This is a genomic window from Planosporangium flavigriseum (assembly GCF_011947225.1).
Lineage (GTDB): Bacteria > Actinomycetota > Actinomycetes > Mycobacteriales > Micromonosporaceae > Planosporangium > Planosporangium flavigriseum.
The window spans coordinates 115,742-141,511 of sequence record NZ_JAATVW010000010.1 but is presented as its reverse complement, the minus strand read 5'-3'; the positions used below and the strand labels follow the sequence as shown (position 1 = coordinate 141,511).

At 70.3% G+C, this 25,770-nt stretch carries 24 protein-coding genes; 10 read left to right on the top strand and 14 right to left on the bottom strand.

Features of this window, described 5'->3' with window-relative positions:
• The first annotated feature begins 37 nt into the window (after positions 1–37).
• The gene (glgB, locus tag HC028_RS15905) at positions 38–2,170 is read left to right on the top strand and encodes a 1,4-alpha-glucan branching protein GlgB (protein ID WP_168078069.1); all 2,133 of its coding nucleotides are present in this window, start codon (positions 38–40) and stop codon (positions 2,168–2,170) included.
• A 6-nt stretch (positions 2,171–2,176) separates the two neighbouring features.
• Here the strand turns inward: glgB and glgA are convergent, their stop codons facing one another.
• Positions 2,177–3,397, bottom strand: coding sequence for a glycogen synthase (gene glgA / locus HC028_RS15900; protein ID WP_239075528.1), 1,221 nt, complete (start codon positions 3,395–3,397; stop codon positions 2,177–2,179).
• A gap of 72 nt (positions 3,398–3,469) precedes the next feature.
• On the opposite strand from glgA, the gene glgC reads away from it, so the two are divergent.
• Positions 3,470–4,702 carry a glucose-1-phosphate adenylyltransferase gene (gene glgC, locus HC028_RS15895; RefSeq protein ID WP_168078065.1) on the top strand — a complete coding sequence of 411 codons (1,233 nt, stop codon included), beginning with the start codon at positions 3,470–3,472 and terminating at the stop codon, positions 4,700–4,702.
• A 78-nt stretch (positions 4,703–4,780) separates the two neighbouring features.
• Here the strand turns inward: glgC and HC028_RS15890 are convergent, their stop codons facing one another.
• Positions 4,781–5,050 (bottom strand): DUF1876 domain-containing protein, encoded by a 270-nt coding sequence (locus HC028_RS15890; protein ID WP_168078063.1) that lies wholly within the window; start codon positions 5,048–5,050, stop codon positions 4,781–4,783.
• A 95-nt stretch (positions 5,051–5,145) separates the two neighbouring features.
• The gene (locus HC028_RS15885; protein WP_168078061.1) at positions 5,146–6,477 is read right to left on the bottom strand and encodes a GAF domain-containing protein; all 1,332 of its coding nucleotides are present in this window, start codon (positions 6,475–6,477) and stop codon (positions 5,146–5,148) included.
• Here HC028_RS15885 and HC028_RS15880 point away from each other — a divergent pair.
• Genes HC028_RS15880 through HC028_RS15870 form a run of 3 tightly spaced genes read left to right on the top strand, consistent with a single transcriptional unit; the run spans position 6,375 to position 9,455 of the window.
• Positions 6,375–7,604, top strand: a complete 1,230-nt coding sequence (locus HC028_RS15880; protein ID WP_338091283.1) for a universal stress protein — start codon at positions 6,375–6,377, stop codon at positions 7,602–7,604. The two genes, HC028_RS15885 and HC028_RS15880, sit on opposite strands and share 103 nt — an antisense overlap.
• Positions 7,605–7,617: 13 nt before the next feature.
• Entirely contained in the window at positions 7,618–8,511 is an 894-nt protein-coding gene (locus HC028_RS15875) for a class I fructose-bisphosphate aldolase (protein ID WP_168078057.1), read from the top strand.
• Positions 8,512–8,528: 17 nt separating this feature from the next.
• On the top strand, positions 8,529–9,455 hold the full coding sequence (locus tag HC028_RS15870) for a universal stress protein (protein WP_168078055.1): 927 nt from the start codon (positions 8,529–8,531) through the stop codon (positions 9,453–9,455).
• On the opposite strand, the gene HC028_RS15865 is transcribed toward HC028_RS15870, so the two are convergent.
• On the bottom strand, positions 9,342–9,926 hold the full coding sequence (locus HC028_RS15865) for a Crp/Fnr family transcriptional regulator (RefSeq protein WP_239075529.1): 585 nt from the start codon (positions 9,924–9,926) through the stop codon (positions 9,342–9,344). The genes HC028_RS15870 and HC028_RS15865 overlap by 114 nt on opposite strands.
• Before the next feature lie 38 nt (positions 9,927–9,964).
• Positions 9,965–10,633 (bottom strand): CBS domain-containing protein, encoded by a 669-nt coding sequence (locus tag HC028_RS15860; RefSeq protein WP_240940142.1) that lies wholly within the window; start codon positions 10,631–10,633, stop codon positions 9,965–9,967.
• A 190-nt stretch (positions 10,634–10,823) separates the two neighbouring features.
• Between HC028_RS15860 and HC028_RS15855 the strand changes: the two genes are divergently transcribed.
• Positions 10,824–11,459 (top strand): response regulator, encoded by a 636-nt coding sequence (locus HC028_RS15855; RefSeq protein WP_168078051.1) that lies wholly within the window; start codon positions 10,824–10,826, stop codon positions 11,457–11,459.
• On the opposite strand, the gene HC028_RS15850 is transcribed toward HC028_RS15855, so the two are convergent.
• The 6 genes from HC028_RS15850 to HC028_RS15825 all read right to left on the bottom strand — a co-directional run bounded on the left by HC028_RS15850 (position 11,456) and on the right by HC028_RS15825 (position 16,955).
• On the bottom strand, positions 11,456–13,126 hold the full coding sequence (locus HC028_RS15850) for a GAF domain-containing sensor histidine kinase (protein ID WP_168078158.1): 1,671 nt from the start codon (positions 13,124–13,126) through the stop codon (positions 11,456–11,458). The two genes, HC028_RS15855 and HC028_RS15850, sit on opposite strands and share 4 nt — an antisense overlap.
• A gap of 85 nt (positions 13,127–13,211) precedes the next feature.
• Positions 13,212–13,415: a cold-shock protein gene (locus tag HC028_RS15845; protein ID WP_168078049.1), complete on the bottom strand. Its 204-nt coding sequence runs from the start codon at positions 13,413–13,415 to the stop codon at positions 13,212–13,214.
• A gap of 224 nt (positions 13,416–13,639) precedes the next feature.
• Complete coding sequence (locus tag HC028_RS15840; protein WP_239075530.1) at positions 13,640–14,086, bottom strand: MarR family winged helix-turn-helix transcriptional regulator; 447 nt, start codon at positions 14,084–14,086, stop codon at positions 13,640–13,642.
• The gene (locus HC028_RS15835; protein WP_168078047.1) at positions 14,083–15,528 is read right to left on the bottom strand and encodes an MFS transporter; all 1,446 of its coding nucleotides are present in this window, start codon (positions 15,526–15,528) and stop codon (positions 14,083–14,085) included. Before HC028_RS15835 ends, HC028_RS15840 begins: the two co-directional genes overlap by 4 nt.
• Before the next feature lie 186 nt (positions 15,529–15,714).
• Positions 15,715–15,873 (bottom strand): hypothetical protein, encoded by a 159-nt coding sequence (locus HC028_RS15830; RefSeq protein WP_168078045.1) that lies wholly within the window; start codon positions 15,871–15,873, stop codon positions 15,715–15,717.
• Between the two features lie 230 nt (positions 15,874–16,103).
• Complete coding sequence (locus HC028_RS15825) at positions 16,104–16,955, bottom strand: Rieske (2Fe-2S) protein (protein WP_168078043.1); 852 nt, start codon at positions 16,953–16,955, stop codon at positions 16,104–16,106.
• 108 nt (positions 16,956–17,063) lie between these two features.
• Between HC028_RS15825 and HC028_RS15820 the strand changes: the two genes are divergently transcribed.
• Genes HC028_RS15820 through HC028_RS15810 form a run of 3 tightly spaced genes read left to right on the top strand, consistent with a single transcriptional unit; the run spans position 17,064 to position 19,838 of the window.
• Positions 17,064–17,978, top strand: coding sequence for a TIGR03619 family F420-dependent LLM class oxidoreductase (locus tag HC028_RS15820; RefSeq protein ID WP_168078041.1), 915 nt, complete (start codon positions 17,064–17,066; stop codon positions 17,976–17,978).
• Positions 17,979–18,010: 32 nt separating this feature from the next.
• The gene (locus HC028_RS15815) at positions 18,011–19,462 is read left to right on the top strand and encodes an MFS transporter (RefSeq protein WP_168078039.1); all 1,452 of its coding nucleotides are present in this window, start codon (positions 18,011–18,013) and stop codon (positions 19,460–19,462) included.
• 49 nt (positions 19,463–19,511) lie between these two features.
• Positions 19,512–19,838, top strand: coding sequence for an NIPSNAP family protein (locus HC028_RS15810; protein ID WP_168078037.1), 327 nt, complete (start codon positions 19,512–19,514; stop codon positions 19,836–19,838).
• 9 nt (positions 19,839–19,847) lie between these two features.
• Here the strand turns inward: HC028_RS15810 and asnB are convergent, their stop codons facing one another.
• Together asnB and HC028_RS15800 are read right to left on the bottom strand one after the other, a co-directional pair.
• Entirely contained in the window at positions 19,848–21,782 is a 1,935-nt protein-coding gene (gene asnB, locus HC028_RS15805; RefSeq protein ID WP_168078035.1) for an asparagine synthase (glutamine-hydrolyzing), read from the bottom strand.
• 232 nt (positions 21,783–22,014) lie between these two features.
• Positions 22,015–23,025, bottom strand: a complete 1,011-nt coding sequence (locus tag HC028_RS15800) for an LLM class flavin-dependent oxidoreductase (RefSeq protein WP_239075531.1) — start codon at positions 23,023–23,025, stop codon at positions 22,015–22,017.
• A 151-nt stretch (positions 23,026–23,176) separates the two neighbouring features.
• Here HC028_RS15800 and HC028_RS15795 point away from each other — a divergent pair, with 151 nt between their 5' ends.
• Positions 23,177–25,015 carry a DEAD/DEAH box helicase gene (locus tag HC028_RS15795; protein ID WP_373313946.1) on the top strand — a complete coding sequence of 613 codons (1,839 nt, stop codon included), beginning with the start codon at positions 23,177–23,179 and terminating at the stop codon, positions 25,013–25,015.
• Positions 25,016–25,027: 12 nt separating this feature from the next.
• Here the strand turns inward: HC028_RS15795 and HC028_RS15790 are convergent, their stop codons facing one another.
• Positions 25,028–25,753: a hypothetical protein gene (locus HC028_RS15790; RefSeq protein WP_203981377.1), complete on the bottom strand. Its 726-nt coding sequence runs from the start codon at positions 25,751–25,753 to the stop codon at positions 25,028–25,030.
• Positions 25,754–25,770: the final 17 nt, after the last annotated feature.

Below are 25,770 nucleotides of genomic sequence, written 5' to 3'. Positions count from 1 at the left end.
ACCCTCCCGTACGACTATGCCTTCCTAAGGACGTGGAATGGACGAGCTGATCCGCGGCGACGTGCACGACCCGCACGCCATCCTCGGCGCGCACCCGACCGACGACCACACGGTGATCCGCACACTGCGTCGCGGCGCCACGATCGTCGAGGTCGTCGTGGAGACTCCCGACGGCGTGAAGCGGTACCCGATGAAGCGGTGCCACCGCGGGGGCATCTTCGAGGCGACGGTGCCCGGCTGGGTGCCCGACTACCGCATCGAGGTCGACGGCGAGCTGCACGACGACCCGTACCGGTACCCGCCCACCCTCGGCGAGCTGGACCTGCACCTGATCGGCGAGGGCCGGCACGAGCGGCTGTGGGAGGCGCTGGGTTCGCAACCCAGCGAAAACGGGGTCGCGTTCGCGGTCTGGGCGCCGAACGCCCGGGGCATCCGGGTCGCCGGTGACTTCGTCGGCTGGGGCCCGGACGACGGCTGGCCGATGCGGTCGCTCGGCGGCAGCGGGGTCTGGGAGATCTTCGTACCGGAGGCCGAGGTCGGGCAGCGGTACAAGTACCGCGTCCTCGGCAAGGACGGCGTCTGGCGGGAGAAGGCGGATCCGCTCGCGAAAGCCACGGAGGTGCCGCCGCGCACCGCGTCGGTGATCTACGAGTCGCACTACGACTGGAAGGACGCCGACTGGCTCGCCCGGCGAGCCAAGAGCGAGCCGCACGTGGAGCCGATGAGTATCTACGAGGTGCACCTCGGCTCGTGGCGGCCGGGCCTGTCGTACACGGAACTGGCCGACCAGCTCACCGAGTACGTCGTCGAGACGGGCTTCACCCACGTGGAGTTCATGCCGGTCATGGAGCACCCCTTCGGCGGCTCCTGGGGGTACCAGGTCACCGGCTACTACGCGCCGACGGCCCGCTTCGGCACCCCCGACGAGTTCCGCTACCTGGTCGACCGGCTGCACTCCGCCGGCATCGGCGTCCTCATCGACTGGGTTCCCGCGCACTTCCCCAAGGACGAGTGGGCCCTCGCCCGGTTCGACGGCACGCCCCTGTACGAGCACGCCGACCCGCTGCGCGGCGAGCACCCCGACTGGGGCACGTACATCTTCGACTACGGCCGCCGGGAGGTGCGCAACTTCCTCGTGGCCAACGCCCTGTACTGGTGCGAGGAGTTCCACGTCGACGGGCTGCGGGTGGACGCGGTCGCCTCAATGCTCTACCTGGACTACTCGCGCCAACCCGGGCAGTGGACGCCGAACAAGTACGGCGGGCGGGAGAACCTGGACGCGATCGAGTTCCTGCAGGAGACGAACGCGAGCGTGTACAAGCACCACCCCGGGATCGTCACGGTCGCCGAGGAGTCGACCGCGTGGCCGGGCGTGACCCGGCCGACCCACGCAGGCGGTCTGGGCTTCGGCTTCAAATGGAACATGGGCTGGATGAACGACACCCTTGCCTACCTGAGCAAGGAGCCGGTCCACCGGCAGTGGCACCACCACCAGATGACCTTCTCGACGGTGTACGCGTGGAGCGAGAACTACGTCCTGCCGCTCAGCCACGACGAGGTGGTGCACGGCAAGGGGTCCCTGGTCGGCAAGATGCCCGGCGACCTGTGGCAGAAGCTCGCCAACGTACGCGCGCTGCTGGCGTTCATGTGGGCGCACCCCGGCAAGCAGTTGCTGTTCATGGGCTCGGAGCTCGGTGACGACCGGGAGTGGAGCGAGGAGCGGGGGCTCGACTGGAGCCTGCTGTCCGACCCTGCCCGGGCCGGCATGAAGCGCCTGGTCTCCGACCTCAACGTGGTCTACCGCGACACCCCGGCGCTGTGGACGCGGGACACCGACCCGGCTGGTTTCCGCTGGATCAGCGCCGAGGATTCGGCGAACAACACCTTCTCCTTCGTCCGCCTCGCCCCGGATGGGTCACCGCTGGTCTGCGTGGTCAACTTCGCCGCCGTTCCGCACGAGAACTACCGCATCGGGCTGCCCCAGGCCGGCGCGTGGGCGGAGGTCATCAACACCGACGCGGACATCTACGGCGGCTCCGGGGTGGGCAACCTCGGCACCGTGCACGCCGAGAACTCGCCGTCGCACGGCCTGCCCGCGTCGGCGACGCTGCGGATCCCGCCGCTCGGCGCGCTCTGGCTGCGACCGGCGTCAGACGAGTCCACCGCCTGACAGCACTCAGGGAGTACGGGTGTTGAGCACTGAGCGGTAGATCTCCAGGGTCCGCTCGGCGATCGTCGCCCAGGAGAAGTGCTCGACGGCGCGCCGGCGGCCGGCACGGCCCATCTCGGCGGCGCGGTCAGGGTCTTCGAGCAGTTGGCTGATGGACGCGGCAAGCTCGGCGACGAACGTGTCGGGGTGCAGCGGAGTGCCGTCCGGGCCCTGTTCGATTCCGACCAGCAGGCCGGTCACCCCGTCCTCGACCACCTCCGGGATGCCGCCGGTCGCGGTCGCCACGACGGCGGTCTCGCACGCCATCGCCTCGAGGTTGACGATGCCCATCGGCTCATAGATCGACGGGCAGACGAACACGGTCGCGTGCGTCAGTACCTGGATGACCTCGTCCTTGGGGAGCATCGCCTGCACCCAGACCACGCCCTCGCGGGTGGCGCGCAACTCGTCGACCAGCGCCTCCACCTCGGCAGCGATCTCCGGGGTGTCGGGCGCGCCGGCCAGCAGGACCAGCTGCGCCTGCGGCGGCAGCGACCGCGCCGCGCGCAGCAGGTACGGCAGGCCCTTCTGCCGGGTGATCCGCCCGACGTAGACCACGCTGGGCAGCTCGTGATCGATCCCCAGCCGCTCCAGCACGTCGGTGTTCGGGTCCGGCTTGTACTCCTCGGTGTCGATCCCGTTGTGTACGACGTGGATCCGGGAAGAGTCCACGTCCGGGTAGACGGACAGGACGTCGCGCTTCATCCCGTGCGACACGGCGATCACCGCGTCGGCGGCCTCGATCGCGGTGCGCTCGACCCACGACGACAGCGCGTACCCGCCGCCGAGCTGCTCGGCCTTCCACGGCCGCAGCGGCTCGAGGCTGTGCGTGGTCACCACGTGCGGCACCCCGTACAGGAGCTTGGCGACGTGGCCGGCGAAGTTCGCGTACCAGGTGTGGCTGTGCACCAGGTCGGTCCCGGCGCACCCCGCGGCCATCTCCAGATCGACGCCCATCGTGCGCAGCGCCGGGTTGGCGCCGTCCAGCCCGGGCGGTTCGACGTACGCGGTCACCCACGCCTCGAGCCTGGGCGCCCCGAAGCAGTGCACCCGCGTGTCGGCGAGGTGCCGAAGCTCCCGGGACAGGTACTCGACGTGGACCCCGGCGCCGCCGTAGACCTCCGGCGGGTACTCCCGGGTCAGGAGGTCGACGCGGAGATTGCCGGTGCGCGCAGAAATGTCGGCCACGCACCGCACCATAACCTGAGAAGTATCGCCCTCCGCTGGTGGCGGGGCAGTTTGATCGTTAGCGTCGGATGTATGGCCCGGAAAGTCCTCGCTATCGTCCTCGCTGGTGGTGAGGGGAAGCGCCTGATGCCCCTGACCGCCGACCGCGCGAAACCAGCCGTCCCGTTCGGCGGCCTGTACCGACTGGTCGACTTCGCGCTGTCCAACCTCGTCAACGGCGGCTATCTGCAGATCGTCGTGCTGACGCAGTACAAGTCGCACTCGCTCGACCGGCACATCACCCGGACCTGGCGGATGTCGAACCTGCTGGGCAACTACATCACCCCCGTGCCCGCACAGCAGCGGCTCGGGCCGCGCTGGTTCGCCGGCTCCGCGGACGCGATCTACCAGAACCTCAACCTGATCTACGACGAGTGCCCCGACTACGTGATCGTGTTCGGGGCGGACCACATCTACCGGATGGACCCCCGGCAGATGGTCGAGGATCACATTGCCTCCGGCGCCGGGGCCACGGTCGCGGCGATCCGCCAGCCACTGTCCATGGCCAACCAGTTCGGCGTCATCGACGTGACCGAGGATGGCCGGCGCATCCGCGCCTTCCGAGAGAAGCCGACGGACGCGCAGGGCCTGCCCGACTCGCCCGACGAGGTCTACGCGTCCATGGGCAACTACGTCTTCACGACCCAGGCGCTGATCGACGCGCTCCAACGGGACGCGCAGGACCTCAGCAGCAAGCACGACATGGGCGGCAACATCATTCCGATGTTCGTGGAGCGCGGCGACGCCAACGTCTACGACTTCCGCGACAACCAGGTTCCGGGCAGCGCCGACCGCGACCGGGGCTACTGGCGCGACGTCGGGACGCTGGACTCCTTCTACGACGCCCACATGGATCTCATCGCGATCCACCCGGTCTTCAACCTGTACAACTACGAGTGGCCCATCTACACCGAGAACCAGCCGTGGCCGCCGGCGAAGTTCGTGCACGGGTGGCAGGAGCGCCTCGGGCGGGCCATCAGCTCCATGGTGGCCCCGGGTGCCGTGATCTCCGGCTCGCTCGTCGAAAACTCCGTCGTCTCCCCCAACGTCCACGTCCACTCCTGGGCGCACGTCGAGGGCTCGGTGTTGATGGAGGGCGTTGACGTCGGCCGGCACGCGGTCATCCGCAACGCCATCATCGACAAGAACGTGCACATCCCCGAGGGCACCGAGATCGGTGTCGACCTGGAGCGCGATCGCGGCCGCTACACGGTCTCCGACAACGGGATCATCGTGATCGGCAAGGGTCAGATCGTGAAGCCCTGACCGACTGCGGCCCTGACCGACTCATGGGCCGGCCCGCCCCGCCGTCTGGCGAGCCGGCGTCGGCTCATGAGCCGACGATCAGCGGGCCAGGTGCACCGGCTCGTGGGTGACTGCCTGAATGTCACCGGCGGCCGCCAGCAGCAGCCGTTGGCCCAGATCGCATAGGGCCCGTGCGGCGGCGAGCTCGTCGCCGATCTCCGGGATGTCGCGGTCGGACGGGTGCAGCTTGGCTCGGCCGACACCCACCAACCGGGTATCCGCACCGCTCTGGAGGCACGCTTCCGCGTACGTCCGTCCCGCTTCTTCGTCGACGAGAACCTCCACGTTCCAACGCTTCGACGTCGACATGGTCCACCTCCCGCAGGCATGATCCGCGAACGTCACCCCGACCGCCCTGCGGACGGTTTGAGGTTCGAATGTCGGTGTTCCCGGCGTGGTCCGCTTTAGTCGCCTCCGGCCGAGGTGCGTAGGGCGAACACCGTGGCGCGGATGTCACGAATGATGTCGTCGAGCTCCTCGACCCGGTCCGTGATCAATCGCTTCACCTCGGTGTCGCCGACCCGCCCGGCGATCGCCTGAATCGACAGCCCGAGGGTGAACAGCCGTTGGATCACGCTGTGCTGCAGGTCCTCGCCGATTCGCTGCCGGTCCTCGAGCAACCGCAGCCACTCGGCGTACCAGCGCGCCTCGGCCACCTGCAACACCGGCGCCACCTGCCCGGCGAACCCGCCGATCATCTCCAGGTCCGCCGCGTCGAAGTGACCCTTGTCCGGGAACCTGGACACGATCAAGGCGCCGGTCACCCCGGTGTCGCTCGCGATCGGAGCGATCACGGCGGCACCCACCTCGTCCGGACAATGCCCGGCCACCCGGAGGCGCGGATCGCTGCCCAGATCCCCGACCAGCACCGCCCGCCGCTCGGCTATGGCGATCGCCGACGCCGACCCCTCCACCGGGAAGGTTTCTCCCTGCCACGCGCGGAGGCACCCCTCGGCGACGGCGACCCGCAGCCGCCGCGGGTCGCCGGTCGGCACGGTCACGCTCGCGCCGTCGGCGTTGCTGACACCCAGCGCGTCCCGAACCATCTGCCGCAGCACCTGCTCGGGGTCGCTGCCGGTCAACAACTGCGTCGTTATCTCGACCATGCCCGCCTGCCAATGCTGTCGCCGCTGGCACTCGGCGAACACACCGGCGTCCTCGATCGCGACACCGGCAGCCGCGGCCAACGCGGCCAGCACGTCCTCGTCCTCGGCGGCGAACTCCTCGGCGCCCCGCTTCCCGGCCAGGTACAGGTTGGCGAACACCCGGCCCCCGACCTGCACGGGCGCGCCCAGGAAGGAGGAGATCCGCCGCGGCCGGTCCACGACCAGGCTCGGCGCGGCCTCCTGCTCGATGATGCAGACAACCCGAGCCACGACGTCGTGATCGGCGCCCGCGTGCACGAAACGGAGCAGCCGGCCCTGCCGGGCCACGCCGATGACGGCGTAGCGCGCGTGGACCAGTTCCCGCACGGCGTCCACGATGTGCCGCAGGACCTCCTCCAGGTCGACGCCGCTGGCCACCGCCAGATTCGCGCGCAGGAGACCGCGCAGGCGATCCTGGGTCTCCTGCATGCCACCGGCCCGCGCGACCGGCCGCTCCAGGAACGTGCCGAGCTCGGCGCGGGCCGTCGATGGCCGCGCCGCCGAAAGGAAGGGCAGTTCGGCGAGCATGGTGCGGGTCGACGGCGTCTGCTCGCCGCGCTCGGCGGGGCGCTGCGGGCTGTCCTTCCCCATGTGAGCCACCCCCTCCGCACTCGAGCTCACAGGGTGCGTCGCGGCCATTGACTCCTTACTTCTTACTCTGGCACCCGGTCTCCCCGACGGCCACGGCAAGCTGGTCCGCACCCACCGGTTCCTCGTGCGTGCGGCCGGCAGGTGACTGCCGGCCAGTGACCAAAGTCCGGTCCCGGTCGGGTCCAACGGCACCGTGGCCCGACCGCCGGCGCGGCACGCTTGATAGGGGCACCGTGCAAGGGGGACAGATGCACGCCGCGAGAGTCATCGTCGGTACCGACGGTTCACCGTCAAGTCTCATGGCCCTATGGTGGGCGGCGCGGGAGGCCCAGCGCCGCGAGGTCCCGCTGACCGTGGTCTTGGCGTACAACTGGCGCACGCTGGCGACGCGCCTGTTGGGCGACCACGAGTTCGAGGAGTACATCCGCGACCTCGCCGTCGCGATCGTGGACGCGGCGATGGCGGAGGTGCGGACGATCGCGCCCCGCGTCCACGTCCGCGGCGAGGCGTCGCCCGGTGAGCCCGCGCCGGTACTGTTGGAAGCGAGCGATGGGGCCGACATGGTAGTGGTCGGAAGCCGGGGCGGCGATCGCTTCGCCTGCCACGGAACGGGATCGGTGAGCGCACACGTTGCCGCTGAGACATCCTGCCCGATGACCGTCGTGGTCCGGGGCCGAAGCGACGCGAATACCGGTCCGGTGATCGTCGGAGTGGACGGCTCCACCTCCGCCGACGTCGCCACCGGCGTCGCCTTCGAGGAAGCCGCCAGCCGACGCTGTGCCCTCCGGGCGGTACTCGCCTACTCCGGCTGGATGCCACCGCGGCCAGCAAATGCGCTGCGGGCCGGCTGCGCCGGGGCGCCGATCCGCGCCGGCCTGGAAGCAGCGCTGGTCGACCACCTCGCCGGCTGGCGCCACAAGTACCCGGACGTACAGGTCGGGTACGCGGTCGGCAGGGGCAGCCCGGGCGCGCTGCTCACGTGGTGGTCACGGCAGGCGCAACTGGTGACCGTGGGGCGCCGATCCGGTGCTGCCCCTTTGTCCGACTCGGTCGGACGCCAACTGATCCGTCACGCCGACTGCCCGGTCCTGATCGCCGGTACGGACACTCAATCCGGATCCGCATGAACGGAGATCAACCATGACCAGTCGACCCCGCCTCGACGTGATCGGACTCAACACGGGCAAGAAGGGCCGCCTGCACCGCATCCTGTACAAGCACGGCCTGGGCAACGGCACCGCGCTGTTCCTGCCGTACGACCAGGGCCTCGAACACGGCCCGCGCGACTTCTTCGCCAACCCCGCCGCGAGCGACCCCGGCTACATCGTCAAACTCGCCGTCGAGGGCGGCTTCAACGGCATCGCCCTCCAGATCGGCCTGGCGGAGAAGTTCTACTGGGACTACGCCGGCGAGGTGCCGCTGGTCCTCAAGCTCAACGGAAAGACCGACATCCCGTCCGACGCCGAACCGCTGTCGCCGCTGCACGCGAGCGTCGACGACGCCGTACGGTTGGGCGCCGACGCGGTCGGTTACACCATGTACATCGGTTCGCCGGTACAGGAGCAGGACTTCGCCCAGTTCCGGGTCGTCCGCGAGGACGCACACCGCCTCGGCATGCCGCTGATCGTGTGGGCGTACCCGCGTGGCGAGGCGATCGACGCCAAGGGCGGCAAGGACTCCTTCTACGCCGTCGACTACGCCGCGCGTACGGCCAGCGAACTGGGCGCCGACGTCGTCAAGGTGAACTTTCCCAACCCGGACAAGCGCGAGGGCGTACCCAGCAAGTACGACCGGGAGTTCACCCCGCAGCAGGCCGTCGAGGCGGTCGTCCGGTCGGCCAACCGCACGCTGGTACTCATCTCCGGCGGCGAGAAGGCCGGCGACCAGGCCATGCTGGAGAAGGCCCGGGAAGCGATGGAGGCCGGCGCCGTCGGGCTCATCTTCGGCCGCAACGTCTGGCAGCGCGAACACAACGAGTCGCTGCGCTTCGTGGCCCGTCTCAAGGAGATCCTCGCTAAGTACCCGAGCGACTGAGTAACCGGGATGCTGACATGGCTGCGGAGCCGGGCGCACCGGTCGTCGTCGGCGTCGACGGCTCGATGTCGTCGTACGCCGCAGTGGACTGGGGGGTGTGCGAGGCGCAACGGCGCACGGCTCCGCTGCGCCTGGTACACGTCGTCGGGCGGTCCGATGGCAGCGCGACGACCGGGAGCGCGCCGCTCGGGAGCGCGCCCGGCCGAGCAGCGGTCCGGGCACGGCGGGTAGCTGCGACGGACGAGATCACCGACCGGGCCGAGGCGTACGCCCACGCCTGTGTCTCCGATGTCGCGGTGACCGCCGAGGTGCTGGTGGGTGAGCCGGCAGGGCGACTGGCGGACGAATCCGCCCGGGCCGCCGTCGTCGCCGTGGGAGACCATGGGCTGCACGGCCTGCGCAGCCTGCTCGCCGGCTCGGTGCCGATCCGGCTCACCGCAGCCGTGCGCTGCCCGCTGGTCGTGGTGCGGCCGCACGTCGCGCCCCTGGCCGACGACCTCGACCCGCACCACGGGGTGGGGCGCGTCGTCGTCGGGGTCGACGGCTCGGCGCTGGGAGAGGCCGCCCTGGACTTCGCGTTCGAGGAGGCGGAACTGCGGGGGGTCGGCCTCACAGCGGTTCACGCCTGGCGTTTCCCCGTCGCGGCGGGCACCGGCGACATGCTCTTCGCCGTCTACGAGCGGGTCGATCTCGCCGACGGCGACCAGCGGTTGCTCACCGAAGTGCTCGCGCCGTTCCGGGAGCGCTATCCCGGAGTGCCGGTGCGTCCGGTGTCCGTCCAGGCTGTCTCGCCGGCGGCGGCCCTGATCCACGAATCGGGCGGCGCCGAACTACTCGTCGTGGGCTCGAGCGGCCGGGGCGGCCTCGCGGCGCTCCTGCTCGGCTCGGTCAGCCACGCCGCGATCCACCACGCGTTCTGCCCGGTCGCCGTGATCCATCGGTGAGCTGGGTCCCACCGGTGGGCAGGGCAGGTCGAGCAGCCGCATCCGCGTAGCCTGCAGCCGCTCCACCACCACCTGCATGAAGCGCCTCGTCAGTTGGTAGCCGAGCTCGTGGTCGGCGTCGGTGAGCCGGCGCACTCCGAACGCGTCCAGCGCCACCGCGAACGTCGTCTCCACCGCCACCGCACCGAAGTGCCACCGGTACGGCGGAAACATCCAGGACCAGCCGAGTACCGAGCCGGCGCCTAGGGACTCCACGACGACCCTGCCCCGTCCGGGAACGTACGTGTCGAGGTCGACCCGGCCACGGTTGATGAGCCAGAACCGATCGGCCCGGCTACCTTCGGAGAACACCCGGCTGCCGGCGGGGAGCACGGTCCGGCTCGCCATGTACGACAACTGTCGCAGGTGCTGCTCCGACAGCCCGGCCAGGAAAGGTTGGGCAGCCAGTAGGTCGTAAGCGGTCGCCATCATTGGTCTGAAACGAAAGTCCACGACGCACTGTTCTGCCGTCAGAGCCTCGTTTCAAACACGCGCCCGCTGCCGATATCCACCTGGTCGTCATGCCGGTAGGTCAACTCGTCCACCACGTGCACGACCCCGGGCACGGTACGGGCCAGCCGGACGGCGTCCTGCGCCGTACTGCGCCGTTCGACCTTGCCCGCCAGTCTCACCACGCCGCTGTCGACCTCCACGGTGACCTCGGACGGCCCGACCCCCAGCGCCTTGTCGAGCACCTCTCCCCGCACGTCCGCCCGGATGTCCGCGTCGGGCCGCAGGTACACCCGCAACAGATCGCGGCGGGTGACGATGCCGGCGAGTCGGCCCTCCTCGCCGACCACCGGCAGGCGCTTGACCCGCTCGGCCTCCATCAACCTCGCCGCCTCGACAATCGTTGTATCGGCCCTGGTCGTGATCGCGGGACTGCTCATCAGCTCCCCGGCGGTCTCGCCCGCCGCCTTGGCGCGGGCCGTCCGCCGGCGCAGCCGCTCGAACAGGCGAGGCCCCGGGCCCTCGTCGGGGAACTCGACCTTCGGCAACAGGTCGGCCACGGACACCACGCCCACGACGCGGTCGTCGGAGTCGAGGACCGGGACGGCGCTCACGCCGAACTCGTCCAGCGCGTCCACGATCTCCTTGTAGTTCGCGCGTTCCCGCACCGCCACCACCGGGTTGGTCATGACGTCTCGTACCCTCGGCGGTTCCACAGCCGCCACCTCACTCCTTGGCCAGGCACCACCTCGAAACATGCCGACTACCCGATTAACCGAGGATCACGTCGGCCGCGGGCCTCCCGGTTGGCCACGGCGTTGTCGGTTTTTCAGGCCTTCGGCCGGCCGTACCCGGCACTGGACGGGGTACAGACGCCGGATGATCCGGGTGTATCTGCTCGACGACCACGAGGTTGTCCGGCGCGGCCTGCGTGACCTGCTCGAAGGCGAGGGCGACATCGAGGTCGTCGGCGAGTCCGGGTCCGCCGTGGACGCCGGGCACCAGATCCCGGCGCTACGCCCGCACGTCGCCGTCCTCGACACCCGGCTGCCCGACGGCAGCGGCATCGACGTGTGCCGCCAGATCCGATCGGTCGACCCGACGATCCAGGCGCTGATCCTCACCTCGTACGAGGACGACGAGGCGCTGTTCGCCTCGATCATGGCCGGTGCCGCCGGCTACGTCCTCAAGCAGATCAAAGGCACGGATCTCGTCGACGCCGTCCGCCGGGTCGCCGCCGGCCAGTCCCTGCTCGACCCGGCCGTCACCGCCCGCGTACTCGATCGCATCCGCCGCGGCCCGCAACAGCCCGACGCGCTCCGGGACCTCACCGAACAGGAGCGGCGCATCCTCGCCCTGGTCGCCGAAGGGCTGACCAACCGGGAGATCGCCCAGCGGATGTTCCTGTCGGAGAAGACCATCAAGAACTACGTGTCGAGCGTGCTTGCCAAGCTCGGCATGGAACGGCGCACCCAAGCCGCCGTACTGGCGGCGAAACTGCTGAACCGGGGCTAGACCGGCGCGCTCCAGGTGAGGACCGTTCCCCGCGGCCGGGCGGGCCCGATCGTGAACGCGCCACCCAACTCCTCGGCGCGGCTGCGCATGTTGTCCAGGCCCCCGGTCCCCCGGTGATCGTCCGCGGCACCGATGCCGACTCCGTCGTCAGCAACCATCACGACCAGCCGACCGCCGTCCAGCCGGACGCTCACTTCGACGAGGCCGGCCCGGGCGTGGCGGGCGACGTTGGAGAGCGCCTCGCGCAGCACCGCGAGCACGACCGGGCCGATGAACTCGGGTACGGCGCTGTCGAGCGGCCCGCCGAGCGTCAGATGCGGCCGGAAGCCGAGTGGCCCGCGCGCCTCGGTGAGCAAGCCGCGGATCTCACCGCGCAGATCGCCCTTGTCGCTCGTACGCAGTTCGAAGATCGCTTCGCGAATGTCGCGGATCGTCGTGTCTAGGTCGTTGACGACCGCGTCGATACGGGCGCTGACCTCCGACCGGACCTCGTAGCGGGCCGTGCCCTGCAACTGCATCCCGGCCGCGAACAGCCGCTGGATCACCACATCGTGCAGGTCACGGGCGATTCGTTCGCGGTCGCTGAGGACGGCCAGCATCTCCCGCTCCTCCTGGGCGCGGGAACGCTCCAGGGCGAGCGCCGCCTGCCCGGCGAACGTCTCGACCAGCGGGATGTCCGAGCTTTCCGCGAACGCCACGCCGCGCCGGTACGCCACCACAAGCGCTCCCAGGGCCTCCCCACCAGCGGCGAGCGGCACCAGCAGCGCCGTCGCGGTCTCCAGCGGCACCGGCCATTCACCGGCATTTCCGAGGTCGTCCACCACCACGATGTGCCGGTCGGCCAGCACCGGGCCGAAGTCGCTGTGCGAACAACGCACGCGTGCACCCACCAGCCCGGGCGGCACGACCCCGGCGGCGACCTCCACGGTCAGCGCGTCATAGGCCTCGTCGTAGACCGTCACCAGCGCGATGTCGGCCTCGGCCACCTCGCGGGCTCGGGAGGCGACCAGCCGCAGCGCGGCGGTGCGGTTGACCTCGCCGAGCAGCACGGCAGTGATCTCCGCCGCCGCCTCCAGCCACCGCTGCCGGCGGCGCATCTGCGCGTACAGCCGGGCATTCTCGATTGCGATGCCGGCCGCGACGGACAGCGCGGTCATCAACTCTTCGTCGTCGTCGGTGAACTGGCTGCCCCGGCGCTTCTCAGCCAGGTACAGGTTGCCGAACACCTGCTCGCGAACGCGTACCGGCACGCTCAGGAAGCCCCGCATCGGCGGGTGCTGCGGCGGCAGGCCGTCGACTCCCGGGTACGCGGCGATGTCGGGCAAGCGGACCGGCCGGGGCTCCTCGACCAGCGGGCCGAGCACGCCCGGCGCGCGCGGCAGCGCCCCGATGAGCCAGTGGTCTTCCCGCCTGGCGCCGTGGGTGACGAACTCCACCAGGCTACGGTCGGGACCGATCACACCGAGGGCGCCGTACTCGGCGTCGGTCAGGCGGCAGGCCGCGGCCACGAGGCGTTCGAGAGTGCAGCGCAGGTCGAGATCCGTGCCGATACTGATGACCGCATCGAGCAGGGCGCGCAGCCGCTCCCGGCTCGCTGTCACCTCGCCGACGCGGTCGAGCAGTTCCTGCAGCAGTTGGTCGAGGCGTACCCGCGACAACGGCGACAGCGGCAGCGAGGGCCCGACCCAGTCGGGACCCTCCGCCGGGGACAGTGTTCGCACCACGATGTTGGCGCTCAGTTCATGGTGGCGATCAGATAGGGCGCACCTGCTCCGCCTGCGGTCCCTTTTGACCCTGGGTGACCTCGTACTCGACCCGCTGGCCCTCCTCGAGCGAGCGGTAACCGCCGGACTGGATGGCGGAGAAGTGAACGAACACGTCGGGGCCGCCCCCGTCCTGGCTGATAAACCCGAAGCCTTTGTCGGCGTTGAACCACTTCACCGTGCCCTGTGGCATTTCCGTTCTCCCTTGTCAGGCCCGATGACCTACGAACCCAGATCCGCAAGCCGCATTGGCCGGCGGCGCCTTCACATCACCCAACCCGGCCGACCGCTCCCGACGCGTCCGCGTGACCGAAGTGAGCCGGCTGGTACCAGGCGAACCGACTACCCAGAAAAACGCAAGACACGAGCAGAACCCGGGGTGATCTCTCAAATGATCAGATCGTCACTCCGCGGCCCCTACCCGAGGAGTTTCGCCACTATCCGGTCGAGCGCCGCCAGTTCCCGGTCGCCGAGCTCGAGGAGAGCCGTCGGTGGGCGGCCGAGGATGCGGTCGGCCGTCTCGGCGGCCCGGGCCCCGGCCGGCGTCAAGGTCACGATCCGCTGTCGCCGGTCGGTCGGATGCGTACTTCGCCGGACCAGGTCGCGCTTCTGCAGGTCGTCCACGACGAGGGTCGTGTACGGCGGGTCGGTCGCGAGCCGCTCGGCCAGCTGCCGCATCGTCATGGGACCGCCGGCCAACGACCGCAGCGCCTTGACCCGGATGAAGCTCATGTCGAGGGCCCCGCACACCTCCCGGCGCCGGTCGTGTCGCTCGAGCACCAGGGCCCTCATCCCCTGCCAGGCCCGGTCCGCGGTCTCGGCGCGCACGGTCTCGGCGCGCACGGTCTCAGCGCGCTCGATCACCGCGTACCGGCCGGGGTCGCGGACCGGGCGGGGGTGATACGGGCCGCGGCGTCCTCAGCGGTTCGCCGCGCCCAGCGGTTCGTGGTGATCGCACCGAGGGCGAACACGGCCACGCCGCAGCCCACGACGATCCACCACCCGAGGTGGCTCGCCTGCGCGAACCGCGTCGCCATGTCGCCGCGGAAGCCGGCCGTCACCGCCGACCCGACGACCGCCACCCCGAGGGACTGGCCGACCTGCCGGCTGGTCGAGGCGATCGCCGCCGCGACGCCGGCCTGGGACCGGGGCATGCCGGAGACGGCGGTGTTGGTGATCGGGACGTTGAGCATCCCGAACCCGAAGCCGAAAACGATGTAGCTCGCGATCAGCCAGCTCACGGGTGTGTCGGCGGTCAACCAGGTGAACGGCAGGATGCTGACGACTATCGCCGCGCCGGCGAGCAGCAGCGGCAGGCGCGGCCCCCGGCTGCCGACGAGCCGCCCCGCGAGCGGGGCGAACACCACCGTCATCGCCGCCATCGGTACCGTGTACAGCCCGGCGTGCAGCGCCGACAGCCCCCGCACCTCCTGCAGGTACAGCGTGTTGAGGAAGAGGAAACCGCTCATTGCGCCGAACCCGCTGACCGCGATCAGGGTCGCCCCGGAGAACGGCGCGCTCCGGAAGAAGCGCAGGTCCAGCAGTGGCTCATCGCGGCGCGCCTCGTAGCGGAGCAGTACGACAAGCGCCGCGGCGGCGAGGGCGAAGAATCCGATTATCTCCGCCGAGGACCAGCCGGCGTTCGGGCCTTCGATGATGGCGTACGTCAACGACGCGAGAACGGTGAGAACGAGCACCTGGCCTACCGGGTCGACGCGGCGGGGATGCCCGGCCCGGGACTCGGGCACGAATCGCGCGGTCAGCACCAGCGCCAACAGCCCGACCGGGATGTTGATCCAGAAGATCGACCGCCAATCCAGCGCCGCGACCAGCACCCCTCCGACGACCGGCCCGAGCGCCATGCTGATACCCACGACCGATCCCCAGACGCCGATGGCCCGGGCGCGCTCCTTCGGCTCGGTGAACGTGTTGGTGATGATGGACATCGCCACGGGGTTGAGCATCGAGCCGCCGACCGCCTGCACCATCCGAGCGGTGACGAGCCAGCCGAGGCTGGGCGCGAGGCTGCACAGCAGGGAACCGATCGTGAAGATGACCAGCCCGGTCTGGAACGTACGTCGCCGACCGACCCGGTCGGCGGTCGAGCCGGCCAGGATCAGCAGACTGGCCAGGACGAGCGTGTACGCGTCGATGGTCCACTGCAGGCCGGACATCGGCGCGTGCAGGTCCCGCCGGATGGACGGGAGCGCAACGTTCACGATCGTGTTGTCGAGGCTGACGATGAGTAGGCTCATGCAGCAGGTGGCCAGGACGAGCATCCGCCTGCGGCGGTCGAGCTCAGGCACGTGGTACCCCAAGTTACTTGCACTAATACAACTTTTAGCATGCTACAACTAACTGCCGGCGACCCGTTCACCCGACCACGTCAACAGGCGTCTCGCGACCGCAGTCGGCTGGCTGACCGCCGCCCTCATGGCCGCCGCGGCAGTCGTCAGCCCGACATTCGGCTGACCGCACGGGAGTGCCCGGCCTCAGCCAGCCACCCTCGTGAAGAAGTCGCCGAAGCCCTTTCCGACGTTGACGACCATGGTGCCCAGGGAACGGGTCACGCGGGCAGCGGTGTCGGGGTGGAAGGCGACGAAAAATACGAGAAACGCGATGACAGCCCAGGTGACGGCTTTCTTGGCCATCTCCTGCCCCCTCTCCCAGGGCACAGCTTCGCGCTGCGTGGATTCATTCGGACCGCCGACCCAGGCCCCCTATCCACACAGGACAGGCGGAGACGGCGATGGTCAGGACGAACAGGGTTCGGAACGGTGGCGTGGGTCGCGGACCCATTGTGGGCGACAGCGGCGATGGGCGCGAATCGTACCGCCGTCACGCCACAGTGGACTCCGCGAGAAATCACACCGACGCGCGGTCAGACGGGAGCGGCTTCGAGGCGACCGTCCACGATCCGGGTGCGGAGCGTAATCTGGTCGGTCGCGGCCGGACCGTGTACGACCACGCCGTCGGCCAGCCGGTACGTGCTCCCGTGCCATGGGCAGACCACGCAGGGCCAGCCGTCGATCTCAACGACCTTGCCGTCACCGAGCGGGCCGTTGTGGTGGGCGCAGCGCTCCAGCATGACGGTGAACCGGCCGGCCTCCAGATACACCAGCACGGGCGTCTCCCCGAGCTTGCGCACGGCCGGCTCGCCCTCGTTGAACTCGTCGACGTTCCCGACGCGTTGCCACGTACCGCGCAGCAGCCACAGACCCGGCACGGACTGATTCACCTGCGCGCCGAGCGCGTAGGACAGGTGACCGCCGAGGTAGGCGCCGGTGCTGGCCACCGCGAGCCCGAGGTACGCCAGTCGCCGGCCGATCGTATGTCGGCCGCGCATGCGCGCACTGAGCGAGACGCCGTACAGCGTCAACGCCATCGTGTTCGCCGCCGCGTGCACGAGGCCGACCCGACGCTGCTCGCGCGACAGCGCCGCCCAGTCGTTCACGCCCGCCAGCGCGGCCGGCACGGCACTGGCCGTACCGATGGCGACGAGCGTCGTCGCGGCGGCGCGTTGTCCTGGCAGCACGTCGAGGACGGCCGCGCTCGTCCACGCCCCCAACGGAACCTGGACCAGGGCAGGATGCAGCGGGTGGCCCAGCCAGACACCGTGCAGCAGGTCGGCTACCCGCCGGGAACGGATCGCGCCGCGTACCAGCTTGCGCGCCCGCTCGGCGATTCCATCGAGGGCGGTCAGCCGCTCCAGCCTGGCCACGAATCTGCCCATGCGCGGGGTCATGCCCGCCACGACAGCAGCCAAACCGATCACCGGGCAGCACCGGCCGCCGCCGAGGGCAGGGCGCCCCCGGCGCTTGCATCCCCTACGGTAGACCGCATGCGGATCGGATTCGGACTGCCGGTGTCGGGCGCGTGGGCCACCCCGGACAACATTGCACGCTTCGCCGCTCAGGCTGAACAGCTCGGTTACGACTCACTGTGGACTTTCCAGCGGCTGCTCGTCGGCGCAGACCAAGAACTGGCTCCGGTGTACCAGAGTGTGCTCGATCCACTGGTGTCGCTGGCGTACGCGGCCGCCCACACCACCCGGATCCGGCTGGGTGTCGCGGTGGTGAACTTCCCGTTCGTGTCGCCGGCCTACCTCGCCAAGCAGGCCGCCAGCCTCGACGTGCTCTCCGGCGGCCGGCACGACCTCGGCCTCGGCGCCGGTTGGTCACCAGCCGAGTTCATCGCGACCGGCGCAAAGATGGAACGGCGTGGCGCCCGGGCCGAGGAGTACCTGAAGGTGCTGCGCACGCTCTGGGCCGACGAGGTGAGCCAGTTCGATGGCGAGTTCTACACCATCCCGCCGAGTCGCATGGCGCCCAAGCCCATCCAGCGACCGGGCCCGCCGGTCCTGCTCGGCGGCGCCGCCAAGAGCGCGCTGCGGCGGGCTGGCCGGGCCGCGGACGGCTGGGTCAGCGGGAGCGCCATGGACCTGACGCAGATCGCCGAGAGCGTGGCCGTCATCCACGGCGCCGCGCGCGAAGCCGGTCGGGATCCGGAGTCGCTCCGGATCGTCTCCCGCGGGGTGGTGCGGGTCGGCGAGCCGACAGGTGGTGGCGAGCGCCAGCCGCTGTCCGGGTCGTACGAACAGATTCGCGCGGACACCCGCCGTCTCGGCGAGGCGGGGGTGACGGAGGTGTTCTACGACCTGAACTGGGATCCGCTCATCGGTTCGCCCGACGCCGATCCGACGTCCGCCACCCGCCGAGCCGACGAGATGATGCGGGCGCTCGCGCCGGCCGTTTGATAGCAACGGGCAGGACCGGGCAACAGCCCGGTATGACGCACGAAGCTCAACAGACCAGTCCGGAGCGCACCGAGGCCGACCGGCGACGATGGCGGGCCTTCTCTGTCTGCCTCGTCGCCGCGTTCATGACGCTGCTCGACGTGAGCATCGTCAACGTGGCGATCCCATCGATCCGCACCAGTCTGCACGCCACCACGAGCGACGTGCAGTGGGTGCTGTCGGGGTACGCGCTCATGTTCGGGCTGGCCCTGGTTCCCGCCGGGCGGTACGGCGACGCTCGGGGCCGGCGCAACGTCTTCATCGCCGGCCTCGCCCTGTTCACCCTGTCCAGCGCCGCGGCCGGGCTCGCCCAGAACGCGACCTGGCTCGTCGTCGCGCGGTTGGTCCAGGGCTTCTCCGCCGGAATTCTCAACCCGCAGGTGGTCGGCCTGGTTCAGGTGCTGTTCCCGCCGGCCGAGCGCGGCCGACCGTTCGGCCTGCTCGGCGCCACCATCGGTGTCTCCACGGCGATCGGTCCCCTGCTGGGCGGCGCGCTGATCCAGCTCGCGGGCGCGCACGAGGGCTGGCGGTGGGTCTTCTACGTCAACATCCCGATCGGCGCCGCCGCCATCGTGCTGGGCTGGCGGCTGATCCCGGCGCGCCCGCCGGAGCGGCGTCGCCGGGAGAGCCTCGACCCGCTGGGCGTCGTCCTCCTGGGCACCGGCGTGGTTCTGATCCTCCTGCCGCTGGTCCAGGAGCAGGAGTGGCCCGGCCGGGCGAAGTGGCTGTTGCTGGTCGCCGGGGCGGCCGTGCTGGCCGCGTTCGTCGGCTGGGAACGCCACCACGAGAGACGCGCCGAACCGGTCGTGGACCTGGACCTGTTCCGCCAGCGGTCGTACGCTCTCGGCGCGTTGATCGGGCTGCTCTACTTCGCCGGCTTCACCGCGATCTTCTTCATCTATACCCTGTACCTGCAGAACGGCCTGGGCTACAGCGCGCTGCTCGCCGGGCTGGCGATAACACCGTTCGCGCTCGGGTCCGCCGGTGCCGCCGCCCTCGGCGGACGCCTCGTCAACCGGCTCGGGCGCCCCCTGGTCGCCGCCGGCCTCGCGCTGGTCGCGATCGGCCTCGCGGGCACCGCGCTCGCGGTGCGCTTCTTCCCCGGGCACGCCGCGCCGCTCGCCGCCGCTGCTCCCCTGCTCGTCGCCGGTCTCGGCAGCGGCCTGGTCATCACACCCAACCAGACGATCACGCTGTCCGAGGTACCACCCCGCGGGGGCGGCAGCGCCGGTGGGATGATCCAGACGGGCCAGCGGATCGGCGCCGCGATCGGGATCGCGTGTGTGGGATCGGTCTTCTTCGCCCGCCTGGCCGCGACCCACGGCCACTGGACGCAGGCCTTCCGCACCGCCCTGTTCGTCGCGATCGCCCTCGTACTGGTCGCCCTGGTCGCGGCGGTCGCCGACATCATCGCCGGCCACCGCGACCGCAGTCCACAGCCGTGAGCACAGTATCTTCCCCATATCTTCCCCATACCGTGAGTAGGAGGTCATCGTGCTGTACGAACTGCGCGTCTACGAGGCCGCACCGGGGAAACTCCCCGCGCTGCACGCCCGCTTCACCGACCACACGCTGCGCTTGTTCGCCCGTCACGGCATCACGCCGGTCGGGTTCTGGACGACCTACATCGGTCCGTCCAACATGCAGCTGACCTACCTGTTGCGCTGGGAGAACCTGGCCGAACGGGAGCAGCGGTGGGCGGCGTTCAGCACCGACCCGGAGTGGCTCCAGGCGCGCGCCGAGTCCGAACGGGACGGCCCGCTGACCACCAGGATCGAGAACTCGATCCTGGCGCCCACGGAGTACTCGCCGATGACGTGACCGGCGCGGTCACCCGCCGTCGAACGCCAGCCGGACCGGGTAGCGACGCAGCCACCGGTCCAGGGCGAGCGCCAGTTCGACGGCGCGGCGCCCCTGGCCGAACCCGGTACTGTCCACGGGAGTGTTCAGTACTTCCTCGACCCGTTTCGGGTTGAGGAGGGGCACCACTGGCGCCTCGCCGTCGGCGAGCATCTCGGCCAGGCGGTCGCGTAGCGCGCGCTCGTACCCCGGATCCTGCGTCGAGGGGTACGGGCTCTTGCGCCGCTGCACCACCGACTCGGGCAGCAGGTCCGCCACGGCCGCGCGGAGCAGGCTCTTCTCGCGGGCGTCGAAGGTCTTCATCGACCACGGGGTGTTGTAGACGTACTCGACCAGACGGTGGTCGCAGAACGGTACGCGGACCTCGAGGCCGTGGGCCATGCTCATCCGGTCCTTGCGATCGAGCAGGACCTGGACGAACCGCGTCAGGTGCAGGTAGCACACCTCCCGCATGCGGCGCTCCCGGCCGTCCTCGTCCGGCAGGTGGTCCACCTCGGCCAGCGCCTGCCGGTACGCGGCATCGCGGTACTCGTCCAGGTTCAGCAGCCCGGCCAGGTCGGGGTCGAGCAGTTCGGTGACGGTCTCGGGATCTCTCCCGCCGGGCCGTATCACGCTCATCCACGGGAACGTGTCCGCATTGACCGCCTGCTCGTCGTGGAACCAGGAGTAGCCACCGAACACCTCGTCGGCGGACTCGCCCGACAACGCTACGGTCGAGTGCTGCCGCACCGCGCGGAACAGCAGGTACAGCGAGGTGTACATGTCTCCCATCGAGTTGGGCAGGTCGCTCGCCGTCAGGACCCCGGTCCGGTAGAGCGGGTCGATCAGCGCCGCGGTGTCCAGGACGATGTCGGTGTGCTGGGCGCCGACGTGTTCGGCGACCTCGTGCACGTACGGCGCGTCAGGCGTGCTGCGCAGCTCGTCCGGCCGGAAGTGCTCGGTCTGCCCGACGAAGTCGACCGCGAACGAACGCACCGGTCCCCCGCCGTTACGGCGCAGGGCGGACGCGGCCAGCGCGGTGATCGCCGAGGAGTCCAGGCCGCCGGAGAGCAGCGTGCACAGCGGTACGTCGGTGATCAGCTGCCGGGCCACGATGTCGGAGAGAAGTTCACGCACGGTGCGTACGGTCGTCTCCAGATCGTCGGTGTGCCGCCGCACGGTCAGGCTCCAGTACCGGCGCGGCCGCACGCCGGCGCGGTCGACGACGACCATCTCGCCCGGGCGTACCTCGCGCAGGCCGCGGTAGCTGCCATGGCCCGGCGTCTTCACGAAGGCCAGCAGCTCACGCAGCCCGTCGGTGTCGACGACGGCGTCGATCTCGGGGTGCGCGAGGATCCCCTTGGGTTCGGAGGCGAACACCACCCCGTCGGCGTTGGGGTGGTAGAACAGCGGCTTGATCCCCATCCGGTCGCGCACGAGCAGCAGCCGCTGGCGGCGGCCGTCCCACAGCCCGAATGCGAACATGCCGTTGAGACGCTCGACGAAGCCGTCACCCCACTGCAGGTACGCTCGCAGCACCACCTCGGTGTCGCTGGACGTGCGGAACTGATGCCCCTGCGCGCGCAGCTCTTCGCGCAGCTCGCGGAAGTTGTAGACCTCGCCGCTGTAGGTCAGCGCCGCGATCACCGAGCCTTGGTGAGCCGCACCGCCGGAGGTCATCGAGTCCGCGCCTGTGACGACGCCGGCGGGGCCCGCGCTCGGGTCCCCTCGCGCGAGCATCGGCTGCGCGCCACCGGCAAGGTCAATGACCGCCAGCCGTCGGTGGCCGAGCCCGACATGCTCGCCGAACCATAGGCCTTCGGCGTCCGGTCCACGGCAGGCCATGGTCGCCGCCATCGCCCGCACCGGCGCGTGCTCGCGCGTCAGCGAGCGGCCAAAATCAACCCAACCTACGACTCCACACATCAAAACTCCCTGGGTCGCTCAAACGATGCGCCACACGGGTAAAGGTGCTCCTTTCGCCTGTTTACCACTCACCGCATTCAATTAGCAACGCTAAGTAAAGGTTCACTTCGCTGTGTTGAAATAGTCGCAAAAGCCGTTAAATGTCCTTATCGCCCAGTAACGACAAACCGGCGTGGCCATCGCCCCCTCATCTCGGGTCGACAACCACGCCGGTAATGGCGTGCGGCGGCGGTCAGCCCTCCCGGCGCAACCCGCCGACGACCTTCTCGGCGATCAGCTCGAACGAGTGCACCCGGTCGGCGATGTCGTAGACCTGGGTGGTGAGCATCAGCTCGTCGGCCTCAGTGCGCCGCAGCAGCGCTTCCAACTGCTGGCGGACCGTCTCCGGCGAGCCCATCGCCTGACCCTCGCGGCGGGAGAGGACGAACTCCCGCTCCAGGTCGCTGTACGGGTACTCGGCAGCCTCCGCCGGCGTCGGCATGGGCCCCGGCCGGCCCTCGCGCAGCCGGATGAACGACAGCGCGCTCGGCCAGGACAGCCACTCGGCGCGCTCGTCGGTGTCGGCGCAGACGGCGCTGACCGCAACCATCGCGTACGGCTTGTCCAGCCACTGCGACGGGCGGAAGTTCTCGCGGTAGAGCGCCAGCGCGGCGTCCGTGTTCTGGGCGCTGAAGTGGTGGGCGAACGAGAACGGCAGCCCGAGCAGGCCGGCCAGCTGCGCGCTGAACCCGCTGGAGCCCAGCAGCCAGATCGCGGGCATGTCGCCGCGGCCCGGGGTGGCCGTGATCCGCAGGCGCTCGTCGCCGGCGAAGTACCCCATCAGGTGCTGGAGCTCCTGCGGGAACGCCTCCGCGGAGAGCCCCTCCATGGTCCGGCGCAGGGCCAGCGCGGTCATCTGGTCGGTGCCGGGCGCCCGGCCGATACCCAGGTCGATGCGGCCCGGGTGCAGCGCCTCCAGGGTGCCGAACTGCTCGGCGACCACCAGCGGAGCGTGGTTGGGGAGCATGACCCCACCGGAGCCGACCCTGATCGTGGAGGTGGCCGCGGCCAGGTGCGCGATCAGCACGGCCGGCGCCGAGCTGGCGATTCCGGGCATGTTGTGGTGCTCCGCGACCCAGAAGCGGTTGTAGCCCAACTGCTCGGTGCGGCGGGCGAGTTCGGTGGTGTGGCGAAGGGCTTCGCCCGGAGTGGTACCGGCGGCTACCGGAGCGAGGTCAAGAACTGACAGGGGCACGTTGATCACAAGGTCCTTCAACCGCCGCCGGTCGGCTTTTCTTCCGCCCCGGGGCGTGTTCTACCCCTCGTTGTGGCCTCCCGGCACTGATCTCAGGCCTCCCGTCCGCCGCCCGCCGGCCTGCGCGACGCGTCGCGCATCGGAAGTGGAAGTGTTGAGGGTGAGTGCGGCGCCCATCCGACCCGCAACGAGGAGCCCGATCATGGACCCGAACACAGCCGACCCGACCACCGGCGCAACCGCTCGCCCGACCGGCGACGTGCCTGGTGGCACGACCGGCCCCACGGTCGCCGAAGCGGTAGCCGAAGCAACCGACACCATCAGCTTCGCTGACCTGTCGCTGCGCCCCGAACTCCTGCACGCGATCTCCCAACTGGGTTACGAGGAGCCGACCCCGATCCAGCGGGAGGCCATCCCCCCGGTGTTGGCGGGTCGTGACCTGCTCGGGCAGGCCGCGACGGGAACGGGCAAGACGGCGGCGTTCGCACTTCCGATACTTCAGCGGCTGGCCCCGGACGGCGGGCACAGGGAGCCGCAGGCCCTCATCCTGGTCCCCACCCGCGAGCTCGCCATGCAGGTTTCGGAGGCGATCCACCGGTACGGTCACGACCTGGGCACGCGGGTGCTACCGATCTACGGCGGTCAGCCCATCGGCCGGCAGTTGCGAGAACTGGACCGCGGGGTGGACGTCGTCGTCGCGACCCCTGGCCGGGCGGCGGATCACATCAGCCGCGGGACGCTCCGGCTGGAGGGCGTGCAGACGGTCGTCCTGGACGAGGCCGACGAGATGCTCGACATGGGGTTCGCCGAGGACATCGACGCGATCCTGCAGGACGCCCCAGCGGACCGCCAGACGCTGCTCTTCTCCGCCACCATGCCGCCGCGCATCGAGAGCATCGCCCGCCAGCACCTCCAGGACCCGGTACGCATCGAGATCGCCCGCCCCGCGCCGGCGCCGGGCCAGGCGCCGCGGGTACGGCAGAGCGCCTACCTGGTGCCGCGGGCGTACAAGCCGGCCGCGCTCGGGAGGGTGCTGGACGTGGAGGCGCCCAGAGCCGCGATCGTCTTCTGCCGTACCCGGGAAGAGGTGGACGACCTCGCGGAGAGCCTCAACGGGCGTGGTTACCGCGCCGAGGCGCTGCACGGCGGGATGGGCCAGGAACAGCGTGACCGGGTCATGGCCCGGCTGCGCAGTGGTACGGCCGACCTGATCGTCGCGACCGACGTGGCGGCCCGTGGCCTCGACATCGAGCAACTCACGCACGTGGTTAACTACAACGTCCCGTCCGCACCGGAGTCCTACGTGCACCGGGTGGGCCGGGTCGGCCGGGCCGGCCGCGAGGGCGTGGCGATCACCCTGGTCGAGCCGCGGGAGCACCGGATGTTGCAGACCATCGAGCGGGTGACCAAGCGCCGCATCGCCATGGAGAAGGTGCCGACCATCGCGGACCTGCGGGCCCGGCGACTGGAACTGACCCGGGCCGCGTTGGAGGAGAACATCGTGGAGGGCGATCTGGAGCGATACCGGGTCGTCGTGGACACGCTCTCGACCGAGTTCGACGTCATGGAGGTGGCGCTCGCCGCGGTGAAACTGGCGCACGAAGCCGGCGGCGCGGCGGCCGATGAGGAGGAGATCCCGGAGGTCACCGCCCGGGAGGGCCGCGGCCCGCGCGAGGGCGGACGTTTCGGCGGGCGCCCGGCCGGCGGGCGCCCTGCCGGCCGGGAGGAGCGGCGTGGGCGTGGCCCGTCCGCTGGGATGACCCGCCTCTTCGTCAGCGCCGGCCGCAGCGCCGGAATCCGGCCGCAGGACCTGGTCGGCGCGATCGCCGGCGAGGCGGGCCTGAGCGGTCGCGACATCGGGGCCATCGAGATCGCCGACCGCTTCTCTCTCGTGGAGGTGCCGGAGTCCGCGGCGAACGACGTGATCGCGGCGCTGCGCGGAAGCACGATCAAGGGCAAGAAGGCGACGGTACGCCGGGAGCGCACCGGCCCGCGCTAGCCGGGGCCCCGGCTAGTCGACCGGCGCGAACTGCTCGGGCGCCGAGCCCACCGGCGGCAGCCCGAGCCTGGCGAGCGCGGTGGTCCAGTCGGTGGCAATCGCGGCCTGCGCGGCGGCGAGGGTGATCCGGTGCGAGCAGACGGCCCGGTTGAGCGCGGTCTCGACCGGGTCCTTGCTGTTGGACTCCCGGCCGGGGCGGTCGTTGTACTGGGGCCAGAGGTTTCCGGCGTCATTGCTGCCGCCCAGTTGCAGGCTGATCAGGTGGTCGAGCTCGTACTCGCCGAGCGGACCCGACTGGTGATAAGCCACCATCACCTTGCGTTTGAACGCGCCGGTCTGTGACTGCGGGGGGCGGACCGTCTTCGTGTAGCCCGACCGGCAGATCGTGGAGCTGAGGTTGTCCTGGGTGACCTCGGTGCTGATCACGCCGGGCGTGCAGGTGGGGTCTGGCAGCGGCTGCCCGTTCGCGGCGTTGCGCACCCGGCAGTCGGTCGGCACCTGGCCCGTCACGGTCCCGTTCATCGGTGCCGCCGGCAACCCGCCCGGCGCCGGCGCTCCACCCGCCGGCGCGTCGCCTGGCGTCGGCGCGCCGACTCCTCCCCCGGGCGCGGCAGGCCGGTCACCACCGCTCGACCGGGTCAGCTGCACGACCGCGATCACGACAACGAGCAGGACGAGGGCCACCGCAAAGGCGGGCAGGAGAAGGCTTCGGCGTTGCCGCACCCGAGATTCCCGCATGATCCCGACTCTAGGTC

Excerpts from the sequence above, each read along its gene's own strand:
- glgB (WP_168078069.1), top strand. The coding sequence starts at position 38 with ATGGACGAGCTGATCCGCGGCGACGTGCACGACCCGCACGCCATCCTC.
- glgC (WP_168078065.1), top strand. The coding sequence starts at position 3,470 with ATGGCCCGGAAAGTCCTCGCTATCGTCCTCGCTGGTGGTGAGGGGAAG.
- HC028_RS15890 (WP_168078063.1), bottom strand. The coding sequence starts at position 5,050 with ATGTCGACGTCGAAGCGTTGGAACGTGGAGGTTCTCGTCGACGAAGAA.
- HC028_RS15880 (WP_338091283.1), top strand. The coding sequence starts at position 6,375 with ATGGCCGCGCCGCCGAAAGGAAGGGCAGTTCGGCGAGCATGGTGCGGG.
- HC028_RS15885 (WP_168078061.1), bottom strand. The coding sequence starts at position 6,477 with ATGGGGAAGGACAGCCCGCAGCGCCCCGCCGAGCGCGGCGAGCAGACG.
- HC028_RS15875 (WP_168078057.1), top strand. The coding sequence starts at position 7,618 with ATGACCAGTCGACCCCGCCTCGACGTGATCGGACTCAACACGGGCAAG.
- HC028_RS15870 (WP_168078055.1), top strand. The coding sequence starts at position 8,529 with ATGGCTGCGGAGCCGGGCGCACCGGTCGTCGTCGGCGTCGACGGCTCG.
- HC028_RS15865 (WP_239075529.1), bottom strand. The coding sequence starts at position 9,926 with ATGATGGCGACCGCTTACGACCTACTGGCTGCCCAACCTTTCCTGGCC.
- HC028_RS15860 (WP_240940142.1), bottom strand. The coding sequence starts at position 10,633 with ATGACCAACCCGGTGGTGGCGGTGCGGGAACGCGCGAACTACAAGGAG.
- HC028_RS15855 (WP_168078051.1), top strand. The coding sequence starts at position 10,824 with ATGATCCGGGTGTATCTGCTCGACGACCACGAGGTTGTCCGGCGCGGC.
- HC028_RS15845 (WP_168078049.1), bottom strand. The coding sequence starts at position 13,415 with ATGCCACAGGGCACGGTGAAGTGGTTCAACGCCGACAAAGGCTTCGGG.
- HC028_RS15830 (WP_168078045.1), bottom strand. The coding sequence starts at position 15,873 with ATGGCCAAGAAAGCCGTCACCTGGGCTGTCATCGCGTTTCTCGTATTT.
- HC028_RS15825 (WP_168078043.1), bottom strand. The coding sequence starts at position 16,955 with ATGGGCAGATTCGTGGCCAGGCTGGAGCGGCTGACCGCCCTCGATGGA.
- HC028_RS15820 (WP_168078041.1), top strand. The coding sequence starts at position 17,064 with ATGCGGATCGGATTCGGACTGCCGGTGTCGGGCGCGTGGGCCACCCCG.
- HC028_RS15815 (WP_168078039.1), top strand. The coding sequence starts at position 18,011 with ATGACGCACGAAGCTCAACAGACCAGTCCGGAGCGCACCGAGGCCGAC.
- asnB (WP_168078035.1), bottom strand. The coding sequence starts at position 21,782 with ATGTGTGGAGTCGTAGGTTGGGTTGATTTTGGCCGCTCGCTGACGCGC.
- HC028_RS15790 (WP_203981377.1), bottom strand. The coding sequence starts at position 25,753 with ATGCGGGAATCTCGGGTGCGGCAACGCCGAAGCCTTCTCCTGCCCGCC.